At 64.2% G+C, this 24,845-nt stretch carries 22 protein-coding genes; 13 read left to right on the forward strand and 9 right to left on the reverse strand.

Annotated elements, in window-relative coordinates:
- Positions 1-54 precede the first annotated feature (54 nt).
- From ACZ9AQ_RS03285 to ACZ9AQ_RS03305, 5 genes are read right to left on the reverse strand one after another with little or no spacing between them, the layout of a single operon-like run.
- Positions 55-555 carry an MSHA biogenesis protein MshP gene (locus tag ACZ9AQ_RS03285; RefSeq protein WP_429200728.1) on the reverse strand — a complete coding sequence of 167 codons (501 nt, stop codon included), beginning with the start codon at positions 553-555 and terminating at the stop codon, positions 55-57.
- On the reverse strand, positions 552-1,427 hold the full coding sequence (locus tag ACZ9AQ_RS03290) for a prepilin-type N-terminal cleavage/methylation domain-containing protein (RefSeq protein ID WP_429200727.1): 876 nt from the start codon (positions 1,425-1,427) through the stop codon (positions 552-554). Before ACZ9AQ_RS03290 ends, ACZ9AQ_RS03285 begins: the two co-directional genes overlap by 4 nt.
- Positions 1,424-1,903 carry a type IV pilus modification PilV family protein gene (locus ACZ9AQ_RS03295; RefSeq protein ID WP_429200725.1) on the reverse strand — a complete coding sequence of 160 codons (480 nt, stop codon included), beginning with the start codon at positions 1,901-1,903 and terminating at the stop codon, positions 1,424-1,426. The genes ACZ9AQ_RS03290 and ACZ9AQ_RS03295 overlap by 4 nt, the downstream gene beginning before the upstream one ends.
- Positions 1,893-2,378, reverse strand: coding sequence for a pilus assembly FimT family protein (locus tag ACZ9AQ_RS03300; protein WP_429200723.1), 486 nt, complete (start codon positions 2,376-2,378; stop codon positions 1,893-1,895). Before ACZ9AQ_RS03300 ends, ACZ9AQ_RS03295 begins: the two co-directional genes overlap by 11 nt.
- Positions 2,375-5,311, reverse strand: a complete 2,937-nt coding sequence (locus ACZ9AQ_RS03305; RefSeq protein ID WP_429200721.1) for a DUF6701 domain-containing protein — start codon at positions 5,309-5,311, stop codon at positions 2,375-2,377. The genes ACZ9AQ_RS03300 and ACZ9AQ_RS03305 overlap by 4 nt, the downstream gene beginning before the upstream one ends.
- 281 nt (positions 5,312-5,592) lie before the next feature.
- Between ACZ9AQ_RS03305 and ACZ9AQ_RS03310 the strand changes: the two genes are divergently transcribed.
- The 3 genes from ACZ9AQ_RS03310 (at position 5,593) to infA (ending at position 8,223) form a co-directional block, all read left to right on the forward strand.
- Positions 5,593-7,251 carry an ATP-binding domain-containing protein gene (locus ACZ9AQ_RS03310; RefSeq protein WP_429200719.1) on the forward strand — a complete coding sequence of 553 codons (1,659 nt, stop codon included), beginning with the start codon at positions 5,593-5,595 and terminating at the stop codon, positions 7,249-7,251.
- Positions 7,252-7,324: 73 nt separating this feature from the next.
- The gene (locus ACZ9AQ_RS03315; RefSeq protein ID WP_429200717.1) at positions 7,325-7,582 is read left to right on the forward strand and encodes a hypothetical protein; all 258 of its coding nucleotides are present in this window, start codon (positions 7,325-7,327) and stop codon (positions 7,580-7,582) included.
- A 374-nt stretch (positions 7,583-7,956) separates the two neighbouring features.
- A complete protein-coding gene (infA, locus tag ACZ9AQ_RS03320) occupies positions 7,957-8,223 on the forward strand; it encodes a translation initiation factor IF-1 (protein ID WP_005664553.1) in 267 nt (88 codons plus the stop codon).
- Positions 8,224-8,269: 46 nt separating this feature from the next.
- Here infA and leuA read toward each other — a convergent pair whose 3' ends face one another.
- Complete coding sequence (leuA, locus tag ACZ9AQ_RS03325) at positions 8,270-9,952, reverse strand: 2-isopropylmalate synthase (RefSeq protein ID WP_429201772.1); 1,683 nt, start codon at positions 9,950-9,952, stop codon at positions 8,270-8,272.
- Between the two features lie 568 nt (positions 9,953-10,520).
- On the opposite strand from leuA, the gene ACZ9AQ_RS03330 reads away from it, so the two are divergent.
- The 3 genes from ACZ9AQ_RS03330 to ACZ9AQ_RS03340 all read left to right on the forward strand — a co-directional run bounded on the left by ACZ9AQ_RS03330 (position 10,521) and on the right by ACZ9AQ_RS03340 (position 13,795).
- Positions 10,521-11,648 carry an NHL repeat-containing protein gene (locus ACZ9AQ_RS03330; protein WP_429200715.1) on the forward strand — a complete coding sequence of 376 codons (1,128 nt, stop codon included), beginning with the start codon at positions 10,521-10,523 and terminating at the stop codon, positions 11,646-11,648.
- Positions 11,649-11,844: 196 nt separating this feature from the next.
- Positions 11,845-12,147, forward strand: coding sequence for a hypothetical protein (locus ACZ9AQ_RS03335; protein WP_429200714.1), 303 nt, complete (start codon positions 11,845-11,847; stop codon positions 12,145-12,147).
- A gap of 361 nt (positions 12,148-12,508) precedes the next feature.
- The gene (locus ACZ9AQ_RS03340; RefSeq protein ID WP_429200712.1) at positions 12,509-13,795 is read left to right on the forward strand and encodes an MFS transporter; all 1,287 of its coding nucleotides are present in this window, start codon (positions 12,509-12,511) and stop codon (positions 13,793-13,795) included.
- 56 nt (positions 13,796-13,851) lie between these two features.
- Here the strand turns inward: ACZ9AQ_RS03340 and gyrB are convergent, their stop codons facing one another.
- The 3 genes from gyrB to dnaA all read right to left on the reverse strand — a co-directional run bounded on the left by gyrB (position 13,852) and on the right by dnaA (position 19,183).
- A complete protein-coding gene (gene gyrB, locus ACZ9AQ_RS03345) occupies positions 13,852-16,353 on the reverse strand; it encodes a DNA topoisomerase (ATP-hydrolyzing) subunit B (protein ID WP_429200710.1) in 2,502 nt (833 codons plus the stop codon).
- Positions 16,354-16,558: 205 nt separating this feature from the next.
- A complete protein-coding gene (gene dnaN, locus ACZ9AQ_RS03350) occupies positions 16,559-17,665 on the reverse strand; it encodes a DNA polymerase III subunit beta (RefSeq protein ID WP_005664571.1) in 1,107 nt (368 codons plus the stop codon).
- A 96-nt stretch (positions 17,666-17,761) separates the two neighbouring features.
- Entirely contained in the window at positions 17,762-19,183 is a 1,422-nt protein-coding gene (gene dnaA / locus ACZ9AQ_RS03355; protein WP_429200707.1) for a chromosomal replication initiator protein DnaA, read from the reverse strand.
- 365 nt (positions 19,184-19,548) lie between these two features.
- On the opposite strand from dnaA, the gene rpmH reads away from it, so the two are divergent.
- The 7 genes from rpmH to ACZ9AQ_RS03390 all read left to right on the forward strand — a co-directional run bounded on the left by rpmH (position 19,549) and on the right by ACZ9AQ_RS03390 (position 24,839).
- On the forward strand, positions 19,549-19,683 hold the full coding sequence (rpmH, locus tag ACZ9AQ_RS03360; protein WP_040378179.1) for a 50S ribosomal protein L34: 135 nt from the start codon (positions 19,549-19,551) through the stop codon (positions 19,681-19,683).
- 31 nt (positions 19,684-19,714) lie between these two features.
- A complete protein-coding gene (rnpA, locus tag ACZ9AQ_RS03365) occupies positions 19,715-20,113 on the forward strand; it encodes a ribonuclease P protein component (protein ID WP_429200704.1) in 399 nt (132 codons plus the stop codon).
- Positions 20,110-20,373, forward strand: a complete 264-nt coding sequence (yidD, locus tag ACZ9AQ_RS03370) for a membrane protein insertion efficiency factor YidD (RefSeq protein ID WP_123067961.1) — start codon at positions 20,110-20,112, stop codon at positions 20,371-20,373. The genes rnpA and yidD overlap by 4 nt, the downstream gene beginning before the upstream one ends.
- 8 nt (positions 20,374-20,381) lie before the next feature.
- On the forward strand, positions 20,382-22,073 hold the full coding sequence (yidC, locus tag ACZ9AQ_RS03375; protein WP_429200701.1) for a membrane protein insertase YidC: 1,692 nt from the start codon (positions 20,382-20,384) through the stop codon (positions 22,071-22,073).
- Between the two features lie 246 nt (positions 22,074-22,319).
- Positions 22,320-23,699 (forward strand): tRNA uridine-5-carboxymethylaminomethyl(34) synthesis GTPase MnmE, encoded by a 1,380-nt coding sequence (gene mnmE, locus ACZ9AQ_RS03380; RefSeq protein ID WP_429200699.1) that lies wholly within the window; start codon positions 22,320-22,322, stop codon positions 23,697-23,699.
- 41 nt (positions 23,700-23,740) lie between these two features.
- A complete protein-coding gene (locus tag ACZ9AQ_RS03385) occupies positions 23,741-24,322 on the forward strand; it encodes a DUF1439 domain-containing protein (RefSeq protein ID WP_429200698.1) in 582 nt (193 codons plus the stop codon).
- A gap of 301 nt (positions 24,323-24,623) precedes the next feature.
- Positions 24,624-24,839 (forward strand): hypothetical protein, encoded by a 216-nt coding sequence (locus tag ACZ9AQ_RS03390; RefSeq protein ID WP_109345944.1) that lies wholly within the window; start codon positions 24,624-24,626, stop codon positions 24,837-24,839.
- Positions 24,840-24,845 lie beyond the last annotated feature (6 nt).

The raw sequence follows: 24,845 nt of genomic DNA on the forward strand, positions 1-24,845 counted from the left end.
GGAAAAAATCATTCCTCGAAAACCGAGATCATTGTTTCGGTATGGATAGCAATCTCAGTTGCAGAACGGGTTGTTGTTGTTGTTGTTGGCGGTCATGCAGACGGTGGCGACCCGTTTCCGTTCCACATAGTCCGGCCGTGGGACGCTGGCGTCGTCCGGGCAAGCGCCGGGGCCATTGCGGTTGCAGGCGACCGACTCGATCCGGTAGATGTGCTTGACGACCGCTTCCAGCGCCCCGCTGGCGTCGAGTTGCTCGCCTTCCAGATAGACGCGGTACGAACACGTGACCCTGACGTGGAAACCGGCGTCGTTGACGAAATCGCCGAGGTCCGTGATGGTGCCGGTTTGCGCGCAGCGGCTGCCAAGGTCCTCGTAGACCCATTCGATGCCGGCGCGCGCGGCCAGGCCGGCGCGGGCGCCGAGCAGGGCCTGGTTGACGGTGGTCTGCTGGGTCGTGGTCAGCTGCAGCAGGGCCACCGCGATTCCGGCGATCACCACCAGGAACACGATCGCCGCGATGTAGGCGAAGCCGGATTGTGGGCGCGGGCGGCTCATGGCACGTTGTCCACGTGGGCGCCGATGGTGAGCGGGACCGATTCGCCCTTGTCGCTCAGGGTCAGCTGCAGCTGGACGAAGCCGCTTTCCTGGGTCGCGCCCTGGTTGGGGGAATAGATGAAGGCGCAATGCGACACCTTGTCCGCCACCAGCGCCGCGCCGGCCGGCGCCACGGCCGGGCAGGTCGGGTCGAGGTGGAAGTTGGCGTCGGCGAGGCGATACAGCTTGCCCGCACCGGTGCCGGTGTCCTTGTCCAGCTTCGCGCCGAGGCACAGGTAGGTGACGACTTTTTCGTCCTTCGGCACGACCACGAAGCGTCCGCCATCGTAGCCCGGCGGGATCTGGATCGCGGCATCGAGGGTAATGCTGGACACCCCGGTGGCGGCGTTCGTGGGAACGCCCGATGCGTTGACAATGCCGACGTTCACCTCGTTATAGACGTCGCTCGTGTTCTGGTTGCCGATCACGATGGCGTCGCCCGGCACGGGCGCATTGACGGCGTCGGTCAGCACGTCGAAGCGGGTCTTGGTTCCGGTATCGTCGAGGAAGTCGCCGGCCACGACGACGGGGTCGACGTCGCGGTCGACGTGGGGACCCATGCGATAGCGGCCGCCATCCTTGGTCGGCACCAGTTCCATGCACGTGGACGATTCGAGCCGCAGCGAATTGGGCACCGCGCTGCGCACTTCACCGACGATCTTGCGCAGGGCGGTGTCGGCCTGGTTGGTCAGCGCCGCGCGCTGCCCGACCAGCAGGTAGCTGCGGATCGCGGGCAGCAGCTGCAGGACGAGCACGCCGCCGATGATGCCGATCAGGACGATGACGACGATCAGCTCGACCAGCGTGAAGCCGCGCGCTCGAGGGCGCCTCATGGTTGCGCTGGCTGCCATGGCTTGGTCCTCCATCCGGTGAGCTGCAATTGCTGGCCGCCGCGTTCCGTCACCACCACCTGGATGCGCCGGACATCGGCGGCATTGGCGATGTTCGTCAGCGTGGTCGGGGTGACGCTGACCGCGACGTCGTAGCGGCCCAGGCCCGCGACCGGATCGCCCGCCACGTCGACGATGCCGCCGCTGGTGGCGTACCCGTTGTAGTGGTCAATCTCGGTGTAGTCGGCGCGGATTGCCGGCTGTGGGGCATTGCTGCCATCCGTCATATAGGGCTTGAGCATGACCTCTTCCATCATGGTCTCGGCAATGGCCAGCATCTGCTGGGTGATCAAGGGGTCGGCGCTGGCGACGTTGGCGCGGTTGTAGACCGCGACCAGGCCGGCCAGCGCCGTGCCCACGATCACGATGGCGATGATCAGTTCGACCAGGGTCATCCCGGCCATGCGCTTAATTGACAAGACCGGTCCTCCCGTCGACGTGGATCGTGCGCCGCACGCCGCTGGCATCGCTGACCGTGACGTCGAAGCCTTCGAGCGGCGCCCCGCCCGCCGTGGCGGCGATGGTGCCGTCCGGACGGAAGAACAGCGCGGGCTGCGGATTGTTCATGCTGATCTTGTCATCGGTGCTGTCGAACGTGCCGTCCCCGGCGCCGTCGAGCTGCAGGTTGCAGGCGGCCGCGCCGCCAGCCGTGCTGATGCGCAGTTCAATGCGTCGCTCGAAGGTCGTCACGCACACGATGCGGCGCTTGGCCACCGCGCTCTTCTGCGCCGTGCGCAATGCGCTGGCCACCTGGTCGCCGAAGACGACCGCATTGATGCTGTTCCCGCCCATCAGCCGCGGAATGCCGATCGCGGCCAGCACGCCGACCAGCACCATCACCGTGACCAGTTCGACCATCGTGAAGCCGGCTTGACGCCGCCATGCGCGCTTCAATTGAACACCTCGCGCATGTGGATGATGCGGCGGCTCTCGGGCGCGAAGATGCCGAAGGTGGCGCGCCCGGAAGGGTCGATGCAGCCGCTGAGCGATTGCAGCCAGGGCATGCCGGCGAACGTGGTGGTTGGATGCGACTTCAGGCAGGATTGGTCTGGTCCAACGCCAGTGCCGGGGCCGAGGTTGAAGGCGATGTCGATCCAGCCGGCCGCATCGCCCTGGACTGGCAGGAGGGCCTCGCCGCCCCCCAGCTCCAGGTCGGAAAAGACCTGGGTCCTGGGCTTGGCGCCACTGCCGTTGGCGTGCGCATGCGAGGTTTGTGCGATGGCGGCGGCAGGCACGATGGTGAAATCGTCCTTGTCGTTGCGCAGCCAGCTGTTGCCGCTCCAGTATTCCGCCGTGACCGGCAGCTTGAGCGTGGAGGCCGCGCGCCCGAATACCGTGGCGATGCGCAGCCGTCCGATGCGGATTTCCGGTTGCGCCTTTTCATGCGCGGATGCGCCCGCCGACGTGATGTCGTGGCCGGTAGGCAGGGCGCCGGTGGCCGCCTTGTTTTCCACGCGCACGCGGATCTGCATGGGTTTGGCGCGCGGGTTCGTGAACTGGAAGGTCGCCTGTGGCGACTTGGTGGAAGGGGTCCAGGTGGCGACGCCCGCCACGAAATCGCTCTCCGCGAGCGTCCCGGCAAGTGTGCCGGCGCCGGCGTCAAGCGACGTGCCGTCGGTGGCGACGGCGCTCAGGGCGAATGCGTGATCCGATCCATAAACGTCCGGATAATTGGTCGTCGGCTGGCCCTGTGCGTTCATGGCGGTGACCTTGAGCGGGATCGGCTCGCGCGAATAGTAGTAGGCGAGTTCCTTGCCGTCCTTGGCCGCGACGATGCGCCCGGTGTCGTTCAGCTCGACCTGGAAGTACATGGGCACGAAGGGGCCGACCTCGAGTGTGCAGGGCGTGACCGCATTGTTGCCGGTGGCGCTGACCGTCGTCACCTCGCTGCCGAGAAACTCGTTCAACTCCGCCTGCAGGTTGATCCAGCCGGCCTCGGTGAAGTTGGCCGCGATCTTGGCCTTCCCGCCGCTGAACTCGGTCTCGACCGGTTGCATGACACCGTTGCCTGCCTTGCAGGGCATGCTGACCGTCGTCGTGGTCGCGCCGGTGGCGGTGTAGCCGTTCTTGTCGAAATTGGGGGTCGTGTTGTTGTCGGCGTTCTTCGCCGTGAGCGTCACGTCGAAGTCCAGGCCCGCGCGCAAGGGGCTGGGCGTGGCAATGACGAAATGGTCCGGAGCGGCGATAAACGCGTCGGCGCCGCTGATGTCATCCGTCTTCGCGTTGAGCGTCACCTTGCCGGCATCGGTATAGGTAAGCTCGATGGCCGTCCTCGCCTGGCCGTCGAAGGTGGTCTCCCAGAGCACCAGCTTGTTGGGGTCGCACATCAGCGCGACGGCAGTGTCGGGGCTGGATTCCGTGCGCCGGAGCTTTACCGGCAAGGTGCCGGTCTTCGGCTCGGTATGGCTGCAGGAGTACTGGACCGGCTTCTTGACATCGACGAAGGTGGGCACGCAGGCGGCGCCGTCCGTCCTGAGCGCCTGCAGTTCGGCGCGCACCCAGTTGCCCGCCTTGTGGTCCGGCACGGACACCCGGAAACCGACATCGCCCGTGAAGTTGACGTCGCAGCTGGCCGCGTTGTTCTTGGTGTTGCGGCACCGGACCGGCGTTGCCGCGCCGTCGGACGTCAGCGACAGCTGGTTGACACCCTTGCGGGCGCTCGCTACCTGGACCGTGCCGGAACCCGTGAAACTGGCGCTGGCGCCGCCGGGCTGCATGGTGACCCGGGTCGGCGTGGAGAGCGTCTGGCTGCAGTTGTCATTGGTGCACGCGCTGACCTTGACTTCCTTGGTCGAGCAGGTGGCGGCGTCGTTGCCGTCATGCTCGATCAGGAAATGGCTCAAGGTGCCCGCCACGGGACTGGGACCCTCGCAGCGCGGACCGTTGGTGGAGTTGACCGGGTTGCCGCTCTGGTTGTCGACGCAGTCGCAATGGCCGGGACGGGTGCCCGCCTTGCACACGATGGGCTGGGTGACCCGCCCGTTCCAGTACAGCGTGGCGAAGTTGACCTTGGCGGCGCCTTCGATCATGGCGTTGGAAGCATTCATCGTCAGCGTCCCGGTATCGACCGTTCCCTTGACCTTGACGGAGTCGCCCATCGTCAGGAGCTTGCTGGCGGTGATGTTACCGGTGATATTGCTCTTCGAGGCATGCAGCTCGACTTCCGGCGCCACGATATTGCCGCTGACCGTGCTGCCGGAGCCGAGGGTGAACCTGCTGGTGGCGGTGACGTTGCCCGTGAGCGTGACCGGGGAATCGGCGGTGATGACGGAGCCCTTGATCGCGCCCTCGATGATGGCGCCGGACGCAATCTTGAGCGTGCCGCTGGCCGTGACGTCGCCGGTGATCTTGAAAGGTGAGTTGGTCATGATCGACGTGCCGCTCACCGGCCCAATGATGGTGGCGTTCGAGGCCACCGATACCGCGCCGCGCGACACCATCTTGCCGGTGATCCGGATATCGGTCCCGGTGCCCAGCGTGAGCGTGCCGGCGGTGACGTCGGCCCTGAACGGCGTCCGCCCCCCGACCGCGAAGTTCCCGCCCGCCTCGAACGAGCCGCCATTGATGAAGAGGCTGCCGGGCCCGAGGCCGGTCAGGTTGATGCTGCCGGTGCTGGTCAGGCGCGCCGTGCCCGACATCCTGAGGCCCTGGTTCCACCCGAAGCTGACGTCGTCGCTGACGTTGACGGTATAGCCGTCTTCGATGACCATGTTGTCGTCCCAATCGGGCAACCGGAGGTTGGGGCAGGTATAGACCTTCGCCTTGTGTCTGCAGTTGAGCACCTTGCCGCCATCAAAGGTATAGGTCTTGGCATGGGCTGCGTCCATCAGGCACAGGCCCAGGACGAGAAGCAGGCATGACCACAGGCGCCACAGCGGGGCGCGTGTCGATACTGGCAAAGGGACGGGGGGAAAATGCACAAAGGATCCTGCAAAGCTTAATGAACGAAAGTGTGCATGAGTTAGGCGCCCCACGACAATGAATTTTTCGTTATGGCAATGAATTGCCCCTTATTGATGGCCCGATGTGCGTTCCCCGCACAACGGTGTGTGACTATGATGGAAACAGACTTACAATAGTTTCCACCATACTAACGCTTGCGGACACCATGGCCCATATCCAACCTGCCGGCTGGCGCGAGATGGCGGTCACCGGCGCCGCCGCGCGCGAGATCGAAACCCTGGCCTATCTCGAGCAGCGCCTGGCCGACACCCCCTACGTCATTTACCACGGCGTGCACTGGACCAACGTCGAGCAGGGTTACTCGGTGTATGGCGACGTCGACTTCATCGTGCTCGCCCCGAACGGCCGCATGCTGGTGATCGAGCAGGTGGCCGGCTTTCTCAACGAGACCCCGGAAGGCCTGGTGAAAAGCTACCAGGGTAAACCGCGCAAGATCCGCAGCCAGATCCTGGCGACCGTCGAGGGGCTGACCAAGCGCTACCATGGCGCGCTGTCGGTCGACTATCTGCTGTACTGCCCCGACTACATCGTGCGCGACCAGCAGCTGGCCGGGATCGATCCCGACCACATCATCGACGCCACCAGCAAGCCGCGGCTGGCGCGGGTGATCCGCGAGTCGCTGCCGGTCACCGACCGCACCGACGACTTCGACAAGGTCACGCGCTTCCTGGGCGACACGCTGAACCTGCGGCCCGACCCGAGCGCCATGATCGGCAACGCGGTGAACATGGTGACGCGGCTGTCGGGCGGCCTGGCGACATGGGCCCGACGGCTCGAATTCGCGCCGTTCCGCCTGCATGTGATCGGCACCGCCGGCAGCGGCAAGACCCAGCTGGCGCTGGCCGAATACACGGCCGCGCTCGACGCCGGCCTGCGTCCGCTCTACGTCTGCTTCAACCGGCCGCTGGCCGACCACATCGAGCGCCTGGCGCCGGCCGGCGGACGGGTGGCCACCTTCCACATGCTGTCCGACGCCTGGCTGCGCGCGCAGGACGTCACGCCCGACTATGGCGCGGCGGACGTCTGGGACCGCATCGAACACTCGATGACGGACGCCGAGCTGCCCGAGACCTGGCAGTTCGACGTGGTGATCGTCGACGAGGGCCAGGACTTCTCGGTGGCCTGGCGCGACATCGTGCTGCGCATGCTCAAGCCGGGCGCGCGCGCGATCTGGATGGAAGACCCGGACCAGAACCTGTACGGCCGCGCGATGGTGCCGCTGCCGGGCTGGGTCACCCTGCATTCGCATACCAACTACCGCAGCCCGCGCCAGATCGTCGACATGCTGACGGCGCTCGGCGCCGCGCGCCAGCCGGTGGAGGCGGGCAGTCCGTTCAAGGGCGCCGACATCGAGGAGCTGACGTATCCGGAAGGGGACGAAGAAGCGATGCTGGCGCAGACCCGGCGCGCCGTGACCTCGTGCCTGGCGGCCGGCTTCGGGCGCCAGGACATCGCGATCTGCGCGTTTCGCGGGCGGGAGAAATCGGCGATCCTGAGGCTCGACCGCCTGAGCGATTCGCACACGCTGCGCTCGTTCACGGGGGCCTATGACCTGTTCGGCAACCCGGTGTTTCGCGAAGGGGGCTTGCTGGCCGAATCGGTGTACCGCTTCAAGGGCCAGTCGGCGCCGGCGCTGATCTTCACCGAGATCGACTTCGAGGAACTGGACGAACGCGCGCTGCGCAAGCTCTTCGTCGGCATGACGCGCGCGCGCCTGAAACTGGTGCTGGTGATGAGCGAACGCGCCTCGCTGCAGATGCTGGACCGGATGAGCGGAATGGGCGGGACGAGCGGGACGGCGTGAAGCGCGCGCCGCCCGGAGCGCGCCGGCGTATAGTCGACACATCCGGCCATGTCGGCGGGGCACAGGAGGCAGCATGCGCGAAGCGACCCCGGGCACCACGTTCCACGGCCTGCCATTGACCGCCGAACAGCATAGCGAGATCCAGCACTATATCCACCGCCGGCTGCGCGCGGGCGAGGAGTGGGACACGCCGGAACTGCACGCCATGCTGGCCGACATGCTCGATCCGCCCGAGGCGGCCGTCCCTTCCCGACTCGACGACGATGCGTCGATCGTGGCCGAACGCTTCAGGGCCGGCCGCGACGACGGCGACGAACCGGCGCCGCTCTGACATCGGCGAAAATTATTTGTGCGCCGCACAAAGAAAGCTGTTATACTCGACCAATCGATCAGGCCACGCCTGGTCGAAAGTCCCCTGATCCGTGACCGCGCCTGTGCAGTGCGCGACTTTCCGGGGGACGTGTTTTCGGTATGTCAGTCAGCCTGTACAGCGGCCGCACCGCGCAGATAGCGCGGGCGTCCATAGCTCCGGCACCACGCAGATAGCATGGGCGGGAGTGGCGATACATCGGTAATGCTTTGAAACGAAGCCCGCAGGATGCGGGCTTTTTTTTCATCCCTCTCCTGGCGCTCGATGCCGGGCCCAACGATCCCCCGCATCAACGACGCCCGAATCCTTCCGGCGGCGCACCCAGGAGAACCTGCATGGCAAAAGAAGAACTGATCGAAATGAACGGCCTAGTGTCGGAAGTGCTGCCGGAACTGCGTTTCCGCGTCGAGCTGGAAAACGGCCACAAGATGATCGCCTATACGGCCGGCCGCATGAAGAAGAACCACATCCGCATCCTGATGGGCGACCGCGTCACGCTCGAACTCTCGCCCTACGACCTGACCAAGGGCCGCATCGTGTTCCGCCACCTCGAGTCGCGCGGACCGGCCGGCCCGCGCCGCGCGCCGCAGCGCCGCCGCTGATCGACTGGCGGCGCCGGCAGGGCGCCGCGCGCCCTGTCCCCCTTCTTCAGGCCGCCAGCGCGGCCGAATTCTCTCCGCTGGCCGCCATGTGACGGTTCACCGCCGACAGCACCGACTTGAACGAAGCGGTCACGATATTGCTGTCGATGCCCACGCCGAACAGGGTCGGGCCATTGCCCACGCGCAGTTCGACGTAGCAGGCCGCGCGCGCATCGGCGCCCGAGCCGATCGCATGCTCGTGGTAGTCCATCAGGCGGATCTCCAGCCCCAGCGCACTCACGAAAGCGTCGATCGGACCGTTGCCGGTGCCGGCGAAGGTTTGCTGCGCATGGTGGCGCGCCACGGTCACGTCGAGCTGCACGTCATGCTCGCTGTCCTCGACCATGCGGTGCGAGATGTAGTGATACGGTTCGACCTGCTCCAGGTATTCGCGCGCGAACAGCGCGTGCAGGTCGCCGGCGTTGATCTCGCGGCCGCTTTCGTCGGCCACGCGCTGCACGGCGCGCGAAAACTCGATCTGCAAGCGGCGCGGAAGCTGCAGGCCGTATTCCTGTTCCAGCAGATAGGCCATGCCGCCCTTGCCCGACTGGCTGTTGACGCGGATGACGGCGTCGTAGCTGCGGCCCAGGTCGGCCGGGTCGATCGGCAGGTACGGCACTTCCCAGAGTGCGTCGGGCTGCTGCTTGGCGAAGCCCTTCTTGATCGCGTCCTGGTGCGAGCCCGAGAAGGCGGTGAACACCAGGTCGCCCGCATACGGATGGCGCGGGTGCACCGGCAACTGGTTGCAGTCTTCCACCAGCTGGCGCACGGCGTCGATGTCCGAGAAGTCCAGGCCCGGATTGACGCCCTGCGTGTACAGGTTCATCGCCAGGGTGACCAGGTCGACGTTGCCGGTGCGCTCGCCGTTACCAAACAGGCAGCCCTCGACACGGTCGGCGCCGGCCATCACCGCCAGCTCGGCGGCGGCGACCGCGGTGCCGCGATCATTGTGCGGGTGGACGCTGATCACCAGCGATTCGCGGTTGTTCAGGTGGCGGCACATCCATTCGATCTGATCGGCGTAGACGTTCGGCGTGGCCGCTTCCACGGTCGACGGCAGGTTGACGATCATCTTGTTGTCCGGCGTCGGCTGCCACACGGCGCTGACCGCATCGGTGATCTGCTTGGAAAAATCGAGTTCGGTGGTCGAGAACGATTCCGGCGAATACTCCAGGCCCCATTGGGTCTGCGGATGCTGGGCCACCAGGTCCTTGATCAGCTGGACGCCCTTGACCGCGATCTGCACGATCTCGTCGCGCTCCATGCCGAACACCACGCGGCGGAACACCGGCGCCACCGAGTTGTAGACGTGGACGATGGCGCGCTTGGCGCCGACCGCCGATTCCACCGTGCGGCGGATCAGCTCATCGCGCGACTGGGTCAGCACGATGATGGTCACGTCGTCCGGAATGTGCTTGTCTTCCACCAGCATGCGCACGAAGTCGAAGTCGGTCTGCGAGGCGGATGGGAAGCCGACCTCGATCTCCTTGATGCCGATCTTGACCAGCATCTTGAAGAAGCGCAGCTTCTTCTCGACGCTCATCGGCTCGATCAATGCCTGGTTACCGTCGCGCAGGTCGGTGCTCATCCAGATCGGCGGCGTGGTGATGGCGCGGCTCGGCCACTGGCGGTCGGTCAACGGGACGGCGGGGAAAGGGCGGTATTTGGTGGCGGGGTTGTTCAGCATGATCGGGGCTCCTGATGGGGTGGTCACTGGGCGACCTTGTAGGTCTGAGAGGTGGCGACAGGCTGCCGGACGGGCCACGAAAACGCTAGGCCCGGCAACCGATCGGTAGCTTTAGCAGCAGGCGGATGCCTGCGCGCGAGCCGGCCGCCACGGCGAACCCGGTGGGGACATTCGGTGGTGCGAAAAATGGCGTGGTAGACATCGGTGCGAATCCTGCTGCTGTTGGGGCCGGCGGAGCCGGGACGTACGGCGAAGCGTTACGCGCGTAGTAGCAGGGCAGCCAGCGATAGCGCGCCGGCGGCTGGTAGGGTGGTCGACAGATGCAGGGTGAAAGACATAATTTCGACTTTAAGGAACTCCCGACCGTATGTCAAGCGGGAAATAGCCGATTGCGGAAAAGAAAGTATGGGGAATTCAATATCTTGTTGAACGGGGACGGCACGGCGAAAGTGTCGCTTTGGCGCCGTTCTAGAGCGGCGGCGCCGCATTTTATGCTGGCGTCATGGCTGAGAGGCGCAGCGGGTGGTTTGCTGCGTGATAGCATCGAAGACGGACCTTCCTGGAGAGATTCATGACCCGCCGTGCCGTGACCGCTACCTCCCTCAATAATGCCCTCGATACTGCCCGCCTTCGGCTCAAGCTGTGCGGCGCCGCCGCGCTGATGCTGCTGTGCTCCGCCTGTGGCGACGGCATACCGAAGGACGAAGACGGTGGGGATGGCGGCGAAGCGCCCCCACCGCAGGCCGCGCTGTCGATCCTGGCGGGCGATCCGACGGTCGAGGGCACGATGGACGGCACCGGTGCGGCTGCGCGCTTCAAATCGCCGCATGGCATTGCGATCGATGCCGATGGCAATCTGTATGTCGCCGACACCGGCAACTTCGTCATTCGCAAGATCACGCCGGCCGGCGTGGTCACGACGGTGGCCGGGGCGGCCGGCACCAGCGGCCTGGTCGATGGCGACGCGGGCAATGCCCGCTTCAGCGATCCGGTGGCCGTGGCGGTCAACCGGCGCGGCACCATCTATGTGGCCGATAATCTGCGCATCCGGAGCATTACTTCCGCTGGACGCGTCAGCACCACGGCGACGATTCCGATCGGGAGCAATGTCAGCGCGGGCCGGCTGGATTCCGTGGTGCCCGGCGCGATCGCGGTCGATGCCAACGACAACCTGTTCATCACCAATAGCTACAGTACACGCAGGATTGCGGGGGGCGAGACGCTGATGCTGGAAGGTCAATCCGTCGTGAACGACCTGACTGGCGTGAGCCAGTTCGAGCCGCGCGGCGTGACGGTGGACAACAACAACAACGTGTTCGTGTTCGACCTGAATCGCCAGATCAGCCGCTGGAACCCGAATGGCTTTATCGGCGTCAACAACATGATCCCGCTGGCCGGTGCGCCGAATGCCCGGGGATCGATCAACGGCATCGGCAACGCCGCGCGCTTCGAGCAGGTGGTGGCGCTGACGGTCGACCCGCGCGGCAATGTGTACGCCGCCGATGCGATCAACAACCTGGTGCGCAGGATCACGCCGGAGGGCGTGGTCACGACGGTGGCGGGATCGACGCGCTCGACGACCCTGCGCACCGGCGACCTGCCGGGCAGCCTGGCCGACGTGCGCGGCATCGTCACGGACGGCAAGGGTAATCTGTATGTCACGTCCGGCAATGCGGTGGTCAAGATCAGGCTGCCGTAGGCGCTGACCCGCATCTTCGGATGATCGTGCAAGCTTCCCGGATGATCGCGCTAACGCGCGCTGGCGCGTGCGCCTCCGTGGAGCGGCATGAATTTGCAGCTCCATCGGGTAGGTGAAAGCTACGGTGTCATCAAATACAACCGACGTGGACGAGACGAGCCACATTGGGCTGACAATGGTGCTTGAGGAGCCTACCGTGAAGACAATCACGCTCTTGCTGCTGCTCACCTGTCTATCTCTTCACGCTGCTGAACGTATGCCAAGTGACGTGTCGGCCTTCGTCGAGCGAAGAGACGCTTGCGACCACTTCCGCGGTGAGATACCGGAACCGCAGGATATCGAGCGAATGAAGGAGGTGAGTCGTCAGATCGACAAGTTTTGCCGTGGCACGGACGCAAGGCTTGCCCGTCTCAAGAAAAAGTACGGCGACAATCCGGTTGTCCTGAGACGTCTGAATGAATATGAGGATCAGATCGAGCCGAAAAGCCGTGCGCATTAGTCGCGCGCGGCTTTTCGCTCGACAATGACATCACATCAGTCTTTGCAGCCGCTTGCACGCGGCGCAGGAAATCGGTATTGGCATCGGGAAGCGTGTTTCGGTGGAGGCGCATACCAAGTCCTTCTCACATGATACTGGTCGCTCTCGCTATGGCGTCAGTGAGTGAGCAGGAATCGAACTCCTCGAGAATGGTCGCATTGTGGACGTTGGCAGGTGCGCTGGCTTTCGCGCGATTGGGCGTCCTGCACAGCCCGGAGCGGATGGCAGCGCGGGATGTGCATGCTGCAGCCGCTGTGTTGCAAACATGCCATGGAGAAAAAAGGCGTAACCGGTGACTGGTGTCGTTTGATACCATCCCGAAATGAACGTTACCCCTACTTACCTGACCGCAACGCCGCGCATCCGCTACCGCCAGAACCTGGCACTGGTGCTGCTGGTCGTCACCGGCGTCATCAACTATCTGGACCGCGCCACACTGGCCGTCGCCAATGAATTCATCCGCGCCGACCTCGGCCTCTCGCTTGGCGAGATGGGCGTGCTGCTGTCGGCCTTCTCGTGGAGCTATGCGCTGTGCCAGCTGCCGGTCGGCGCGCTGGTCGACAAGATCGGGCCGCGCTGGCTGCTTGGCGCGGGACTGGTGGTCTGGTCGCTGGCCCAGGCCGCGGGCGGACTCGTCTCCACCTTCGGCTGGTTCGTGCTGGCGCGCGTCGTGCTGGGCATCGGCGAGGCGCCGCAATTCCCGGCCGCGGCGCGGGTGGTGAGCAACTGGTTCCCCTTGCGTGCACGCGGCACGCCGACGGGCATCTATAACTCGGCCTCGCCGCTGGGTTTCGCGCTGGCGCCCTTGTGCCTGTCGCCGCTGATCGCCGCGACCAGCTGGCACTGGGCCTTCTTCATCACTGGCGCGCTGGGCATCGTCGCGGCCATCGTCTGGGTCATGCTGTATCGCGATCCGGTGCGCGAAGAGTTGACCGACGCCGAGCGTGCCTACCTGGACGAAGGCCAGGCCTCGGAGGCCGCGCCGGCAACGGGCTTCGCGTCCTGGCGCGCGCTGTTCCGCCAGCGCGCCACCTGGGGCATGCTGCTTGGCTTCTTCGGATCGGTCTATTTGAACTGGGTGTTCCTTACCTGGCTGCCGGGCTACCTGCGCACGGAACGTCAGATGGACGTGGCCTATGTCGGCGTGGCGGCGACGATTCCCTTCCTGTGCGGTTTCCTGGGCGCGCTGTCGGCCGGCTGGGCGTCGGACCAGATCACCCGCCGCGCGAAATCGGTCGTCGCAGGTCGTCGGACGGCGGTGGTGCTGTCGATGCTGGGCATGGTGGCGTTCACGATTCCCGCCGCGCTGGTCGAGAGCAATACCGCGGCGATTGCCTGTATTTCGGTCGTGATTTTCCTGGCCAATGCGGCGTCGGCCTGTTCGTGGTCGCTGGTGACCGCGGTGGCGCCGCGCAGCCGCATTGCCTCGCTGGGGGCGATCCAGAACTTTGGCGGCTTTATCGGCGGCGCCCTGGCGCCGATCTTTACCGGCTATATTGCGCAGGGCTGGTCGTTCGTGCCGGCCTTGCTGACGGGCGCCGGCATTGCCTTCCTTGGCGCGATGTCGTACCAGTTCCTGGTGGTGCGGCCGATACCCGAGCAGGATTGAACAGCAATAAAAAACGGCCTCACGAAGAGGCCGTTTTGACTTGAAGCGCAATACGCTTAAACGTCGATATTGCCAGCTCGCAGCGCATTGGTCTCAATGAAGTTACGGCGCGGCTCGACGTCATCCCCCATCAGCGTCGTAAAGATCTGATCCGCCGCGATCGCATCCTCGATCTGCACCTTGAGCAAACGACGCACGGTCGGATCCATCGTGGTCTCCCACAACTGCTCCGGATTCATCTCGCCCAGACCTTTATAGCGCTGCTTGGACACGCCACGTTCGGCTTCTTCACGCAGCCATTCCATCGCTTGATGGAAATCGCGCACCGCGAATTCCTTCATGCGCTCGCCTTCGCCGCGGCGCACGATCGCGCCTTCGCCCATCAGACCCTGGAAGGTGGCGGCCGAATCGGCCAGCACGCCGTAATCGGCGCCGGCCACGAAGTCGGCGTCGATCGCGGTCACCTGCACGTTGCCGTGGTAGATGCGTTCGATGCGCAGGCCGTGTTTTTCGGACAGCTCGTCCGACTTCACCTTGACCTTCACCGCCGGATCGTTGATCGCCGCTTCCATCGCCTTGGCCGACGCTTCCGCGCTCTCGAGCGTCGTCAGGTCCAGTGCTACGCCGCCGCTGAAGATCGCGGTCAGCGCAGCGCGGTCGATCACGCGCGCCAGGCGCATCATGATGGCGTTGGCCAGGTTGTACTTGCGCGCCAGCTCGGTCAGCGCCTCGCCGGTCACCGGCTCGGCGCCTTCGCGTGGAATCAGCGACGCGGTGTTCAGCGCCACGTTCATCATGTAGCTGGCCTCTTCGACGTCATCCTTCAGGTAACGCTCGTCGCGGCCGGCCTTGACCTTGTACAGCGGCGGTTGCGCGATATAGATGTGGCCACGTTCCACCAGCTGCGGCATCTGGCGGTAGAACAGGGTCAGTAGCAGCGTACGGATGTGGGCGCCGTCGACGTCCGCATCGGTCATGATGATGATGCGGTGGTAGCGCAGCTTGTCGACGTTGAATTCGTCCGGGCCGATCGAGGTGCCCAGCGTCGCGATCAGGGTCGTGATCTGTTCCGACGACAGCATCTTCTCGAAGCGCGCCTTTTCCACGTTCAGCACCTTGCCGCGCAGCGGCAGGATCGCCTGGAACTTGCGGTCGCGGCCCTGCTTGGCCGAACCGCCCGCCGAGTCACCCTCGACGATGTACAGCTCGGCCAGCGCCGGGTCGCGTTCCTGGCAGTCGGCCAGCTTGGAGGACAGGCCCAGGCCGTCCATGATGCCCTTGCGGCGGGTCAGGTCGCGCGCCTTGCGCGCCGCTTCGCGGGCGCGGGCGGCTTCGACGATCTTGCCGCAGATGATCTTGGCGTCGTTCGGCTTTTCCATCAGGAAGTCGGTGAGCGTCTTGGCGACGATTTCCTCGACCGGGCCGCGCACCTCCGACGACACCAGCTTATCCTTGGTCTGCGACGAGAACTTCGGCTCGGGCACTTTCACAGACAGCACGCAGGTCAGGCCTTCGCGCATGTCGTCGCCCGAGATCTCGACCTTGGCCTTCTTGGCGAAGTCGTGCTCGTCGATGTACTTGTTGATCACGCGCGTCATCGCCGCGCGCAGGCCGGTCAGGTGGGTGCCGCCGTCGCGCTGCGGGATGTTGTTGGTGAAGCACAGCACCTGCTCGTTGAACGAATCGTTCCACTGCATCGACACGTCGACCGAGATATTCGTGTTCTGGTCCGACATGCGGTCGCCCGTTGCCTGGAACACGGTCGGGTGCAGCACGGTCTTGGCCTTGTTGATGTACTCGACGAAGCCGCGGGTGCCGCCTTCGAAGGCGAACAGCTCTTCCTTGCCGGTGCGCTGGTCGGTCAGCTTGATGCTGACGCCATTGTTCAGGAACGACAGTTCGCGGATACGCTTCGCCAGGATTTCGTAGTGGAACTCCACCAGCGTGAAGATCGTTTCATCGGCCCAGAAATGCACCTCGGTGCCGCGCTTGTCGGTTTCGCCGATCACCTTCATCGGCGAGACCTCGAAGCCGTCGCGGATCTCGATCAGGCGATCCACCGGGACGCCGCGCGTGAATTCCATCTGGTGCACCTTGCCGTTCTGGCGCACGGTCACGCGCAGCAGCTTTGACAGTGCGTTCACGCAAGATACGCCGACGCCGTGCAGGCCGCCCGACACTTTATAGGAGTTCTGGTTGAACTTGCCGCCGGCGTGCAGCTCGGTCAGGGCGATCTCGGTCGCCGAGCGCTTCGGCTCGTGCTTGTCGTCCATCTTGACGCCGGTCGGGATGCCGCGGCCGTTGTCGGTGATCGAAATCGAGTTATCGGAGTGGATCGTGACGTGGATCTCGGTGCAATAACCTGCCAGCGCTTCGTCGATCGAGTTGTCGAGGACCTCGAACACCAGGTGGTGCAGGCCGGTGCCGTCCGAGGTGTCGCCGATATACATGCCCGGGCGCTTGCGCACCGCTTCCAGGCCTTCCAGGATCTGGATCGAGGCGGCGCCGTATTCATCCGCCACTTCGACGGGCTTTTCTGCTGGGATATTCTCGGACATGGACTGCTTTCTATAAAACGGGTGGATCCGGTTGCCTGCGGCTAGCTGGCTTCAACACTGGCCTGCAACCCCGGAACCGTCGTTCCCGCGCAGGCGGGAACCCAAGATTGCTGGCGGATCACACCGCACTTGGATTCCCGCCTGCGCGGGAATGACGGGTTTAAGCTAACGCATGACTCTTCGCGATGCCGTCGAGCCAACCTTCTTAGATACGCATCGGCATGACGACGTACTTGAAGTCGCCATTGTCGGGAATCGAGATCAGCGCCGACGAATTCGAGTCGCCCAGGGCGATGTTCACCTGGTCGCACTTCAGGTTGTTCAGCACGTCGAGCAGGTACGTGACGTTAAAGCCGATGTCGATCGCGTCGCCGCCGTAGTCGATTTCGAGTTCTTCGACCGCTTCTTCCTGGTCGGCATTGGTCGAGCTGATCTTCATGACGCCCGGCTCGATGATGCAGCGCACGCCCTTGAATTTATCGCTGGTCATGATCGCGGCGCGCTGCAGCGAGCGCAGCAGTTCATCGCGGCTGATCGTGAAGTCGTTCTTGTACCCCTTCGGGATCACGCGGGTGTAGTCAGGGAATTTGCCCTCAACCAGTTTCGAGACCAGCTCGATGTCGGCGAAGGTCAGTTTCACCTGCGAGGCCGCGATGTCCAGGCGCACGGTTTCATCGCTTTCTTCCAGCAGGCGCTGCAGCTCGATGATGGTCTTGCGCGGGATGATGACTTCCTGGCGCTCGAACTGCTGCTCGGTCTCCACCTGGCAGAACGCCAGGCGGTGGCCGTCCGTTGCTACGGCAATGATATTGCTGCCGTCGAGCACCAGGAGCAGGCCGTTCAGGTAGTAACGGATGTCCTGCTGGGCCATCGAGAAGTACACCATATTGAACAGGTGCTTCAGCGTTTTCTGCGGCAGGGTCACCGAGGCGTTGTAGCTGTCGGCCACCGAGACGGTCGGGAATTCCTCGGCCGCCAGGGTCTGCAGCGCGAAGCGCGACTTGCCGCTCTGGACCGCCAGGCGCTTGTTCTGCAGGGTCATGGTGACGTCGCCCGATTCCGGCAGCGCGCGCAGGATGTCGAGCAGTTTACGCGCGGCCACCGTGGTGCCGGTCACGTCGTCGCCCGAGCCGATATTGGCGTGCGTGGTGATCTGCACTTCGGTGTCGGTCGACAGGAAGGACACGCTCTCGCCGGTCTTGCGAATGAGGATATTGGCCAGAATCGGCATAGTGTGCCGACGCTCGACAATACCACTCACGATCTGCAGTGGCCGGAGAAGCGTATCTCGGGTGGTTTTGACCAATTGCATAGTTATCCTCAGTACGTTTGAAAGGTGATGTGTTACTAAAGCGATATTGTGCCATTGCCTGAGGCAAACACAAAAATTCCGCTCAAGGGCAGAAAATTAACCCTTGAGCGTCTGTTCCAGCACGTGCAGCTCGTGGTTGCACTCCGGATTCTTCTGGCGGTCGCCGGCGATCTTGCGCACCGCGTGCAGCACGGTCGTGTGGTCGCGGCCGCCGAACAGTTCGCCGATCTCCGGAAGACTCTTTTGCGTGAGTTCTTTTGCCAGGTACATGGCGATCTGGCGCGGACGAGCGATGTTCGCCGGCCGGCGCTTCGAATACATGTCCGCGACCTTGATGTTGAAGAAGTCAGCCACCGTCTTCTGGATGTTTTCCACCGAGATCTGACGGTTCTGCACTGACAGCAGATCCTTGAGCGCTTCCTTCACCACGTCGATGGTGATGTCCTTGCCGTGGAAGCGCGAGTAGGCCAGGATCTTGCGCAGTGCGCCTTCGAGTTCGCGCACGTTCGAGCGCAGGTGCTTGGCCACGAAGAAGGCGACGTCGTCCGACAGGGTCACGTCTTCGGACTGCGCTTTTTTCAAGAGGATCGCCACGCGCATCTCGAGCTCGGGCGGCTCGATCGCCACCGTCAGGCCGGAATCGAAGCGCGAGATCAGGCGGTCGTCCATGCCCGTGATCTCTTTCGGATAGGTGTCCGAGGTGATGATGATCTGCTTCTTGGCCGCGATCAGCGCCTCGAACGCATAGAAGAACTCTTCCTGCGTCCGGCTCTTGCCTCCGAAGAATTGAATATCATCGATGAGGAGCATGTCGAGCGAGTGGTAGTAGTGCTTGAAATCGTCGAAGCCCTTGCGCTGATAGGCGGTGACGACGTCACGCACGTACTGCTCGGCGTGGATGTAGCGGATGCGCGCGTTCGGCTGGTCGGCCATGACCTGGTTGCCGATCGCATGGATCAGGTGGGTCTTGCCGAGGCCGACGCCGCCGTAGAAGAACAGCGGGTTGTACGACACGCCCGGGTTGTTGGCGACCTGGATCGCGGCAGCGCGCGCCAGCTGGTTGGCCTTACCGGTCACGAAGCTGTCGAACGTCAGCTCGGTGTTGATGCGGCTTTGCTCGCGCTTGGGCGAGTTGGCGATGTTCAGGTTCTGGTTCGGGCTCGGGCCGGCGGACGGGCTCGGGTTTTCGGCGCCAGGCGCGGGGCGCGGCGCATTGAAGTCGACCGTGGCCGAGTTGCCGGATGCGCCCGTGTCTACCGTCTTGCGGGCAGGATTGTTCTTTGGGTCGAGCACGAATTGCACCTCGACCGGCGCTTCCCAGTACTGGGCTGCCAGCTCGGTGATGCGAGTGGCGAACTGCGTCTTGACCCAGTCGAGCTTGAAGCGGTTCGGCGCAGCGATGCGCAGCTTGCCGTCTTCGTAGTCGAGGGCGACGAGCGGTTTGATCCACGCGCTGAATTGCTGCGGCGTGAGTTCGAGCTCAAGCTGCGCGGATGCTGTCTGCCAAAAATTTTCCATACTTCGCTTTTGATTCGTAACACGCTATTTTACCTGTCTCGGCCGAAGTTATCCACAGGCGCTGCACATATTTTCCGCCGAAATGACGAGCGAGGTCGACCCCTTGCCAAGCTGGAAACGCCTGTGGGCGGCGCTTGGTGAAACAACACCTGGCTTGACATGACGGTGTGAAATGGAGTCTAATTCAGGGTTCCCCGTCCGTGCGCCATGCCAGGCTGTGATTTTTCAGCGGCTGGTGGTTGGGCGACGAAAGACTTGCTGTGGCGTGACGCTGGTTTAACCTCGAGCGAAACTGTCATCGGCGCCGAATCTGACACGACGTCAGACCCGATTTTGCATCTTATTTTGCTTTAAGCGAGACCACCATGAAACGTACTTACCAACCTTCCGTCGTCCGTCGCAAGCGCACGCACGGCTTCCGCGCACGTATGGCTACCCGTGGTGGCCGTCAAGTCCTGAACGCTCGCCGCGCCAAAGGCCGCAAGCGTCTGGCTGTCTAAGTCACGCACCGCAGATCGATTGCGGTCGGTGATGACAGGCGAAGGTTCGCACGACTTCGCGCGCGCTCGGCGCATCGTTAAAACGGATGAATTTTCATCCGTTTTTCGTTTGCGGCCGACGCAAAAAACGGCGCATTTCGTGCTTTACACGCGTCCGAACTCCTTGCCGCATGCGCGGCTGGGCGTCGTTGCGGCCAAGCGTTTCGCGCCGCGCGCGGTGACCCGCAATACGATCAAGCGCATGACGCGAGAACTGTTCCGTACGAGCAGCCTGGCGTCGGTCGATTGCATCGTGCGCCTGTCGCGTCCCGTCAACGCCAAGGACGGCCCGGCCACCACGCGCGCCCTGAAGGCCGCGCTGAAGGTGGAACTGGCACGCCTGTTCGCATCGCAACAGCGGCCGCATTCCACCGCGGCCAGCACGCCATGAAGACGCTGCTCGTCTGGTTGCTTCGCGGCTACCAGTTGCTGCTGTCTCCGATGCTCGGGCCGCGCTGCCGGTTCTATCCCAGCTGTTCCAATTACGCAATCGAAGCGCTGCGCGTCCATGGCGCCGCACGCGGTTCCTGGCTGGCCGCGCGCCGCGTGGGCCGCTGCCATCCGTGGAATGCGGGTGGCGTCGACCCGGTGCCGCCGAAAGACGGCCCCAAGGAATCCCATTCAGCCGCTTGCGGTTGCAACCACTCCTGAAGACTCCAATGGAATTCAATAAACGTACTGTCCTGTGGATCGTGTTCGCCATCTCCCTGATTGTTCTCTGGAACAATTGGATGGTGGCTAACGGCAAGCAGTCGCTGTTCTCGGCGCAACCACCAGCGCAAGTCGCGCAGCAGAACAAGCCGGCGGATGTCCCAGCCGCGGCCCAGCCGGGCAGCGCCGCCGTGCCGGGTGCGCCCGCCGCCGCCGCCACTGCCGTGCCGGGCGCTCCTGCTCCTGCCGCTGCCCCGGCCGCGCCTTCCAGCCAGGTCGTCACCGTCACCACCGACGTGGTGAAAGTCGACATCGACTCGGTCGGCGGCGTCATCAAGCGCCTCGAGCTGCTGCACTATCCGGATCACTTTGACAAGACCAGGAACCAGGTCCTGTTCAACGTGAACGGCCCGAACGTCTACCTGGGCCAGACCGGCCTGATCGGCACCAGCGCCGCCGGCGTGCTGCCGAACCACACCACGCCGTTCACCGTCAAGTCGGCCCAGACCACGCTGGGCGGCAACAACCAGGCGCAGGTCGTGCTGGAAGCCGAGCAGGGCGGCGTGCGCCTGACCAAGACGCTGACCTTCCGCAAGGGTGACTACCTGATCGGCGTGCGTCATGACGTCACCAACATCAGCGCCGCGCCGGTCCAGCCGTCGCTGTACCTGCAGTTGCAGCACGACGGCAACAAGCCGGCCACCGATTCGTGGTTCATGCCGAGCTACACCGGCCCGACCCTGTACACCGACGCCGACAAGTACCAGAAGCTGACCTTCGAGGAAATCGAAAAGGGCAACGCCGATCACTCGACCAAGGCGGATAACGGCTGGGTCGCGCTCTCGCAGCACTTCTTCGTCTCGGCCTTCATCCCGGCCGACAAGGCGCCGCGCGATATCTTCACCAAGAAGATCGCCAACAACCTGTACGCGATCGGCACCGTGCAGTCGCTGGGCACCGTGGCGCCCGGCGCGACCGTGTCGACCGACACCCGCCTGTATTCGGGTCCGCAGGACGAGCAGATCCTGGAAACCATCACCCCGGGCCTGGAGCTGGTGAAGGACTACGGCATGCTGACCGTGATCGCCAAGCCGATCTTCTGGGTGATGACCCAGCTGTACTCGATGCTGGGCAACTGGGGCTGGACCATCGTCGCCCTGACCATCCTGATCAAGCTGGCCTTCTTCCCGCTGTCGGCCGCCGGCTACCGCAGCATGGCCAAGATGCGCGTGGTGACGCCGAAGATGCAGGCGATCCGCGAACGCTACAAGAGCGATCCGGCCAAGATGCAGCAGGCCACCATGGAGCTGTACAAGACCGAGAAGATCAACCCGCTGGGCGGCTGCCTGCCGATCCTGGTGCAGATGCCGGTGTTCTTCGCCCTGTACTGGGTGCTGCAGGCCTCGGTCGAGATGCGCGGCGCGCCATGGATCGGCTGGATCCAGGATCTGACCCAGCCCGACCCGTACTACATCCTGCCGGTGATCTACGCGGTGTCGATGTACATCACGACCAAGCTGAATCCGCAGCCGACCGATCCGGTGCAGGCCAAGATGATGCTGTTCATGCCGATCGCGTTCTCGGTGGTGTTCTTCTTCTTCCCGTCCGGCCTGGTGCTGTACTGGGTGGTCAACAACATCCTGTCGATCGCCCAGCAATGGGTCATCACCCGCAAGTTCGAGTCCGCCGCGGCCAAGTAATCCGCAGCCTTCTCGTGAAAAGCCCGCGCCTTGTGCGCGGGTTTTTTGTTTGTGGTCGATGCAGCCATTGTGGTGTGCACTGGCCTTGGATTCCCGCCTTCGCGGGAATGACGGTTTGACGGTAGCGGGCGACGGTCGATGCCTCGGCCTGCCGCTCATGCACGTCGTTCCCGCAAAGGCGGGAACCCAAGTGAGCGCGCATACCCGCCATACCCGCATCCACCTCGCATCCCTTACAATCCCCCCATGAAACTCGACACATCCCCCATCGCCGCCATCGCCACCGCCCCTGGCCGCGGCGGCATCGGCGTCGTGCGCGCCTCCGGCAAATCGCTGGGCTTCCTCGTCGACGCCCTGTTCCCCGGCGTGACCCTTGCCGCCCGCCACGCCACCTATCTGCCGTTCAAGGCCGCCAATGGCGACATCATCGACGAAGGTCTGGCCCTGTACTTCAAGGGGCCGCATTCCTATACCGGCGAGGACGTGCTCGAACTGCAGGGCCACGGCGGCCCGGTGGTGCTGCAGATGCTCCTGGGCCGGGTGCTGGAAGCCGGCGCGGCGTCAAGCCTGCGCCTGGCCGAGCCGGGCGAGTTCACGCGCCGCGCTTTTCTGAACGATAAACTGGACCTGGCCCAGGCCGAGGCGGTGGCCGACCTGATCGACGCCTCCACCGAAGCCGCCGCCAAGTCGGCCTCGCAATCGCTGTCGGGCGCCTTCTCGCAAGTGGTGCACACCCTGGTCGAGCGCACGATCAATCTGCGCATGCTGGTCGAGGCCACGCTCGACTTCCCGGAAGAAGAAATCGACTTCCTGGAAAAGTCGAACGCGCGCGGCCAGCTGGCCGGCATCATCGACGCGCTGGAAAACGTGTTCCGCCAGGCGGCGCAGGGCGCGCTGCTGCGCGAAGGGCTGAACGTGGTGCTGGTCGGGCAGCCCAATGTGGGCAAGTCCTCGCTGCTGAACGCGCTGGCCGGGGCCGAGGTGGCGATCGTCACGCCGATCGCCGGCACCACGCGCGACAAGGTGAGCGAGACGATCCAGATCGAGGGCATCCCGCTGAACATCATCGACACCGCGGGCATCCGCGCAGTGAGCGAAGAGATCGACGTGGTCGAGCGCATCGGCATCGAGCGCACCTGGGGCGAGGTCGGCAAGGCCGACGTGATCCTGCACCTGCTGGACGCGAATCTCGGCCCGAGCGCCGCCGACGAGGCGATCGTCGCGGCCTTCCCACCGAACGTGCCGGTGGTGCGCATCTGGAACAAGATCGACCTGTCGGGGCACAAGCCGTCGAAGGACGAGAGCGCGGACGCCGTTCACTTGTACCTGTCGGCGCACGAAAAGCTCGGCATCGACCTGCTGCGCGCCGAGCTGCTGCGCATCGCCGGCTGGCAGCAGACCGGAGAATCGCTGTACCTGGCGCGCGAACGGCACCTGATCGCCCTGCGCGCTGCGCGCAAACACCTGGAGCTGGCGCGCCGGCACGCGATGCAGGACGACCAGTCGCTCGACCTGTTTGCCGAAGAACTACGCCTGGCCCAGGATCGGCTGTCGAGCATTACAGGTCAGTTTACGCCGGATGATTTATTGGGCGTGATCTTCAGCCGCTTCTGTATCGGCAAGTAACGATCAACAGGCTTATGGCCGGCTCGTGCTAGGCTTGGCATATGGATCAATACACGCCACCTCATTCCTCCACGCCGATGCGGCGTACGGTGTTCAGGCTGGCCGCCATCGCGGTCGGCGCCAGCCTGCTCGCTTCCTGCTCCAGCCTGATCGGCCCGCGCCAGGTCGAGCTGCCGCTGCACAAGCTGCAGACCGGCCTGGACAAGCGCTTCCCCGTCAATGAGCGCCTGCTGGAATTGTTCGACATCCAGCTCACCCGTCCGCAACTGGCGATCCAGCCGGACCAGGACCGGGTCGCGCTGGCCGTCGAGGCTTCGGTTTCGCCGCCGTTCGCGCGCGCCTGGACCGGCAATATCGCGTTCTCGGGACGCCTGTACGTCGATCCGGGCCGCGCCGCCGTCATGATGGCCGAGCCGCGCGTCGACAGCCTGCGGCTCGGCAACGCCGAAGCCGAGCGTCAATTGACCCGGGTTGCCAACGGCCTGATCGACACCGTGGCGCGCGACATGCCGGTCTATACCTTCGACCAGGAAGACTTGCGTTATGCGGGTGTGCAATTCGTTCCCACGCGAATCCAGACCACCCGCAGCGGCCTGGTCGTGACGCTCGAACCGGCGAAATAAGCGGCGCATAACTAACGCAAACAAGTAGCGCACACAAGCGTGCATGCCGGCAGTTGTCATTACACTACGGTTTTTGGCGGTGCACCGTGGCTCGTGCAGCGGAAACGTTGCACCCATGTCAAATCACTCCATGGGCGCGGGGCAGGGGATTGCACCCGCCTGGCATTGGGCGCACACTGATACGCAACGAAAGTCGTGATGGGTTCGCCTGTCGCGGCCAGGCTTGCGCTTTCTCATGCGCACGGAGTTCCGCTGAAGTAATCTTTCTCTGACTAAAGGCTGCCGTATCAGGGGGTGGATCTTGGAAACGACACACGAGAGTCTTCCGGACAGTGGGCTACCCGCCGAGCCGCCGGTGGCCGTCTCCGTTGCCTCCACAGGCAGCATGCCGACCCGCGCCAGTCTTCCGGCCAAGGGTTCGTGCTGGTACTGCGAAAAGCCGCTCGACAGCGTGCGGCGCTTTTGCGGCAAATCCTGCGCCGATTCTTTCGACGAAGAAGCCGAGTTCACACGCTGACGGCGC

The sequence above is a fragment of the Massilia sp. UYP34 genome (genome assembly GCF_056279385.1).

What these genes read in the sequence shown, in the direction of transcription:
- ACZ9AQ_RS03315 (WP_429200717.1), top strand. Translation starts at nt 7,325, where the DNA reads ATGCGCGAAGCGACCCCGGGCACCACGTTCCACGGCCTGCCATTGACC.
- ACZ9AQ_RS03290 (WP_429200727.1), bottom strand. Translation starts at nt 1,427, where the DNA reads ATGAGGCGCCCTCGAGCGCGCGGCTTCACGCTGGTCGAGCTGATCGTC.
- dnaN (WP_005664571.1), bottom strand. Translation starts at nt 17,665, where the DNA reads ATGCAATTGGTCAAAACCACCCGAGATACGCTTCTCCGGCCACTGCAG.
- ACZ9AQ_RS03385 (WP_429200698.1), top strand. Translation starts at nt 23,741, where the DNA reads ATGGATCAATACACGCCACCTCATTCCTCCACGCCGATGCGGCGTACG.
- yidC (WP_429200701.1), top strand. Translation starts at nt 20,382, where the DNA reads ATGGAATTCAATAAACGTACTGTCCTGTGGATCGTGTTCGCCATCTCC.
- yidD (WP_123067961.1), top strand. Translation starts at nt 20,110, where the DNA reads ATGAAGACGCTGCTCGTCTGGTTGCTTCGCGGCTACCAGTTGCTGCTG.
- dnaA (WP_429200707.1), bottom strand. Translation starts at nt 19,183, where the DNA reads ATGGAAAATTTTTGGCAGACAGCATCCGCGCAGCTTGAGCTCGAACTC.
- ACZ9AQ_RS03340 (WP_429200712.1), top strand. Translation starts at nt 12,509, where the DNA reads ATGAACGTTACCCCTACTTACCTGACCGCAACGCCGCGCATCCGCTAC.
- mnmE (WP_429200699.1), top strand. Translation starts at nt 22,320, where the DNA reads ATGAAACTCGACACATCCCCCATCGCCGCCATCGCCACCGCCCCTGGC.
- ACZ9AQ_RS03310 (WP_429200719.1), top strand. Translation starts at nt 5,593, where the DNA reads ATGGCCCATATCCAACCTGCCGGCTGGCGCGAGATGGCGGTCACCGGC.
- ACZ9AQ_RS03305 (WP_429200721.1), bottom strand. Translation starts at nt 5,311, where the DNA reads ATGGACGCAGCCCATGCCAAGACCTATACCTTTGATGGCGGCAAGGTG.
- gyrB (WP_429200710.1), bottom strand. Translation starts at nt 16,353, where the DNA reads ATGTCCGAGAATATCCCAGCAGAAAAGCCCGTCGAAGTGGCGGATGAA.
- rpmH (WP_040378179.1), top strand. Translation starts at nt 19,549, where the DNA reads ATGAAACGTACTTACCAACCTTCCGTCGTCCGTCGCAAGCGCACGCAC.
- ACZ9AQ_RS03285 (WP_429200728.1), bottom strand. Translation starts at nt 555, where the DNA reads ATGAGCCGCCCGCGCCCACAATCCGGCTTCGCCTACATCGCGGCGATC.
- rnpA (WP_429200704.1), top strand. Translation starts at nt 19,715, where the DNA reads ATGACAGGCGAAGGTTCGCACGACTTCGCGCGCGCTCGGCGCATCGTT.
- ACZ9AQ_RS03330 (WP_429200715.1), top strand. Translation starts at nt 10,521, where the DNA reads ATGACCCGCCGTGCCGTGACCGCTACCTCCCTCAATAATGCCCTCGAT.
- infA (WP_005664553.1), top strand. Translation starts at nt 7,957, where the DNA reads ATGGCAAAAGAAGAACTGATCGAAATGAACGGCCTAGTGTCGGAAGTG.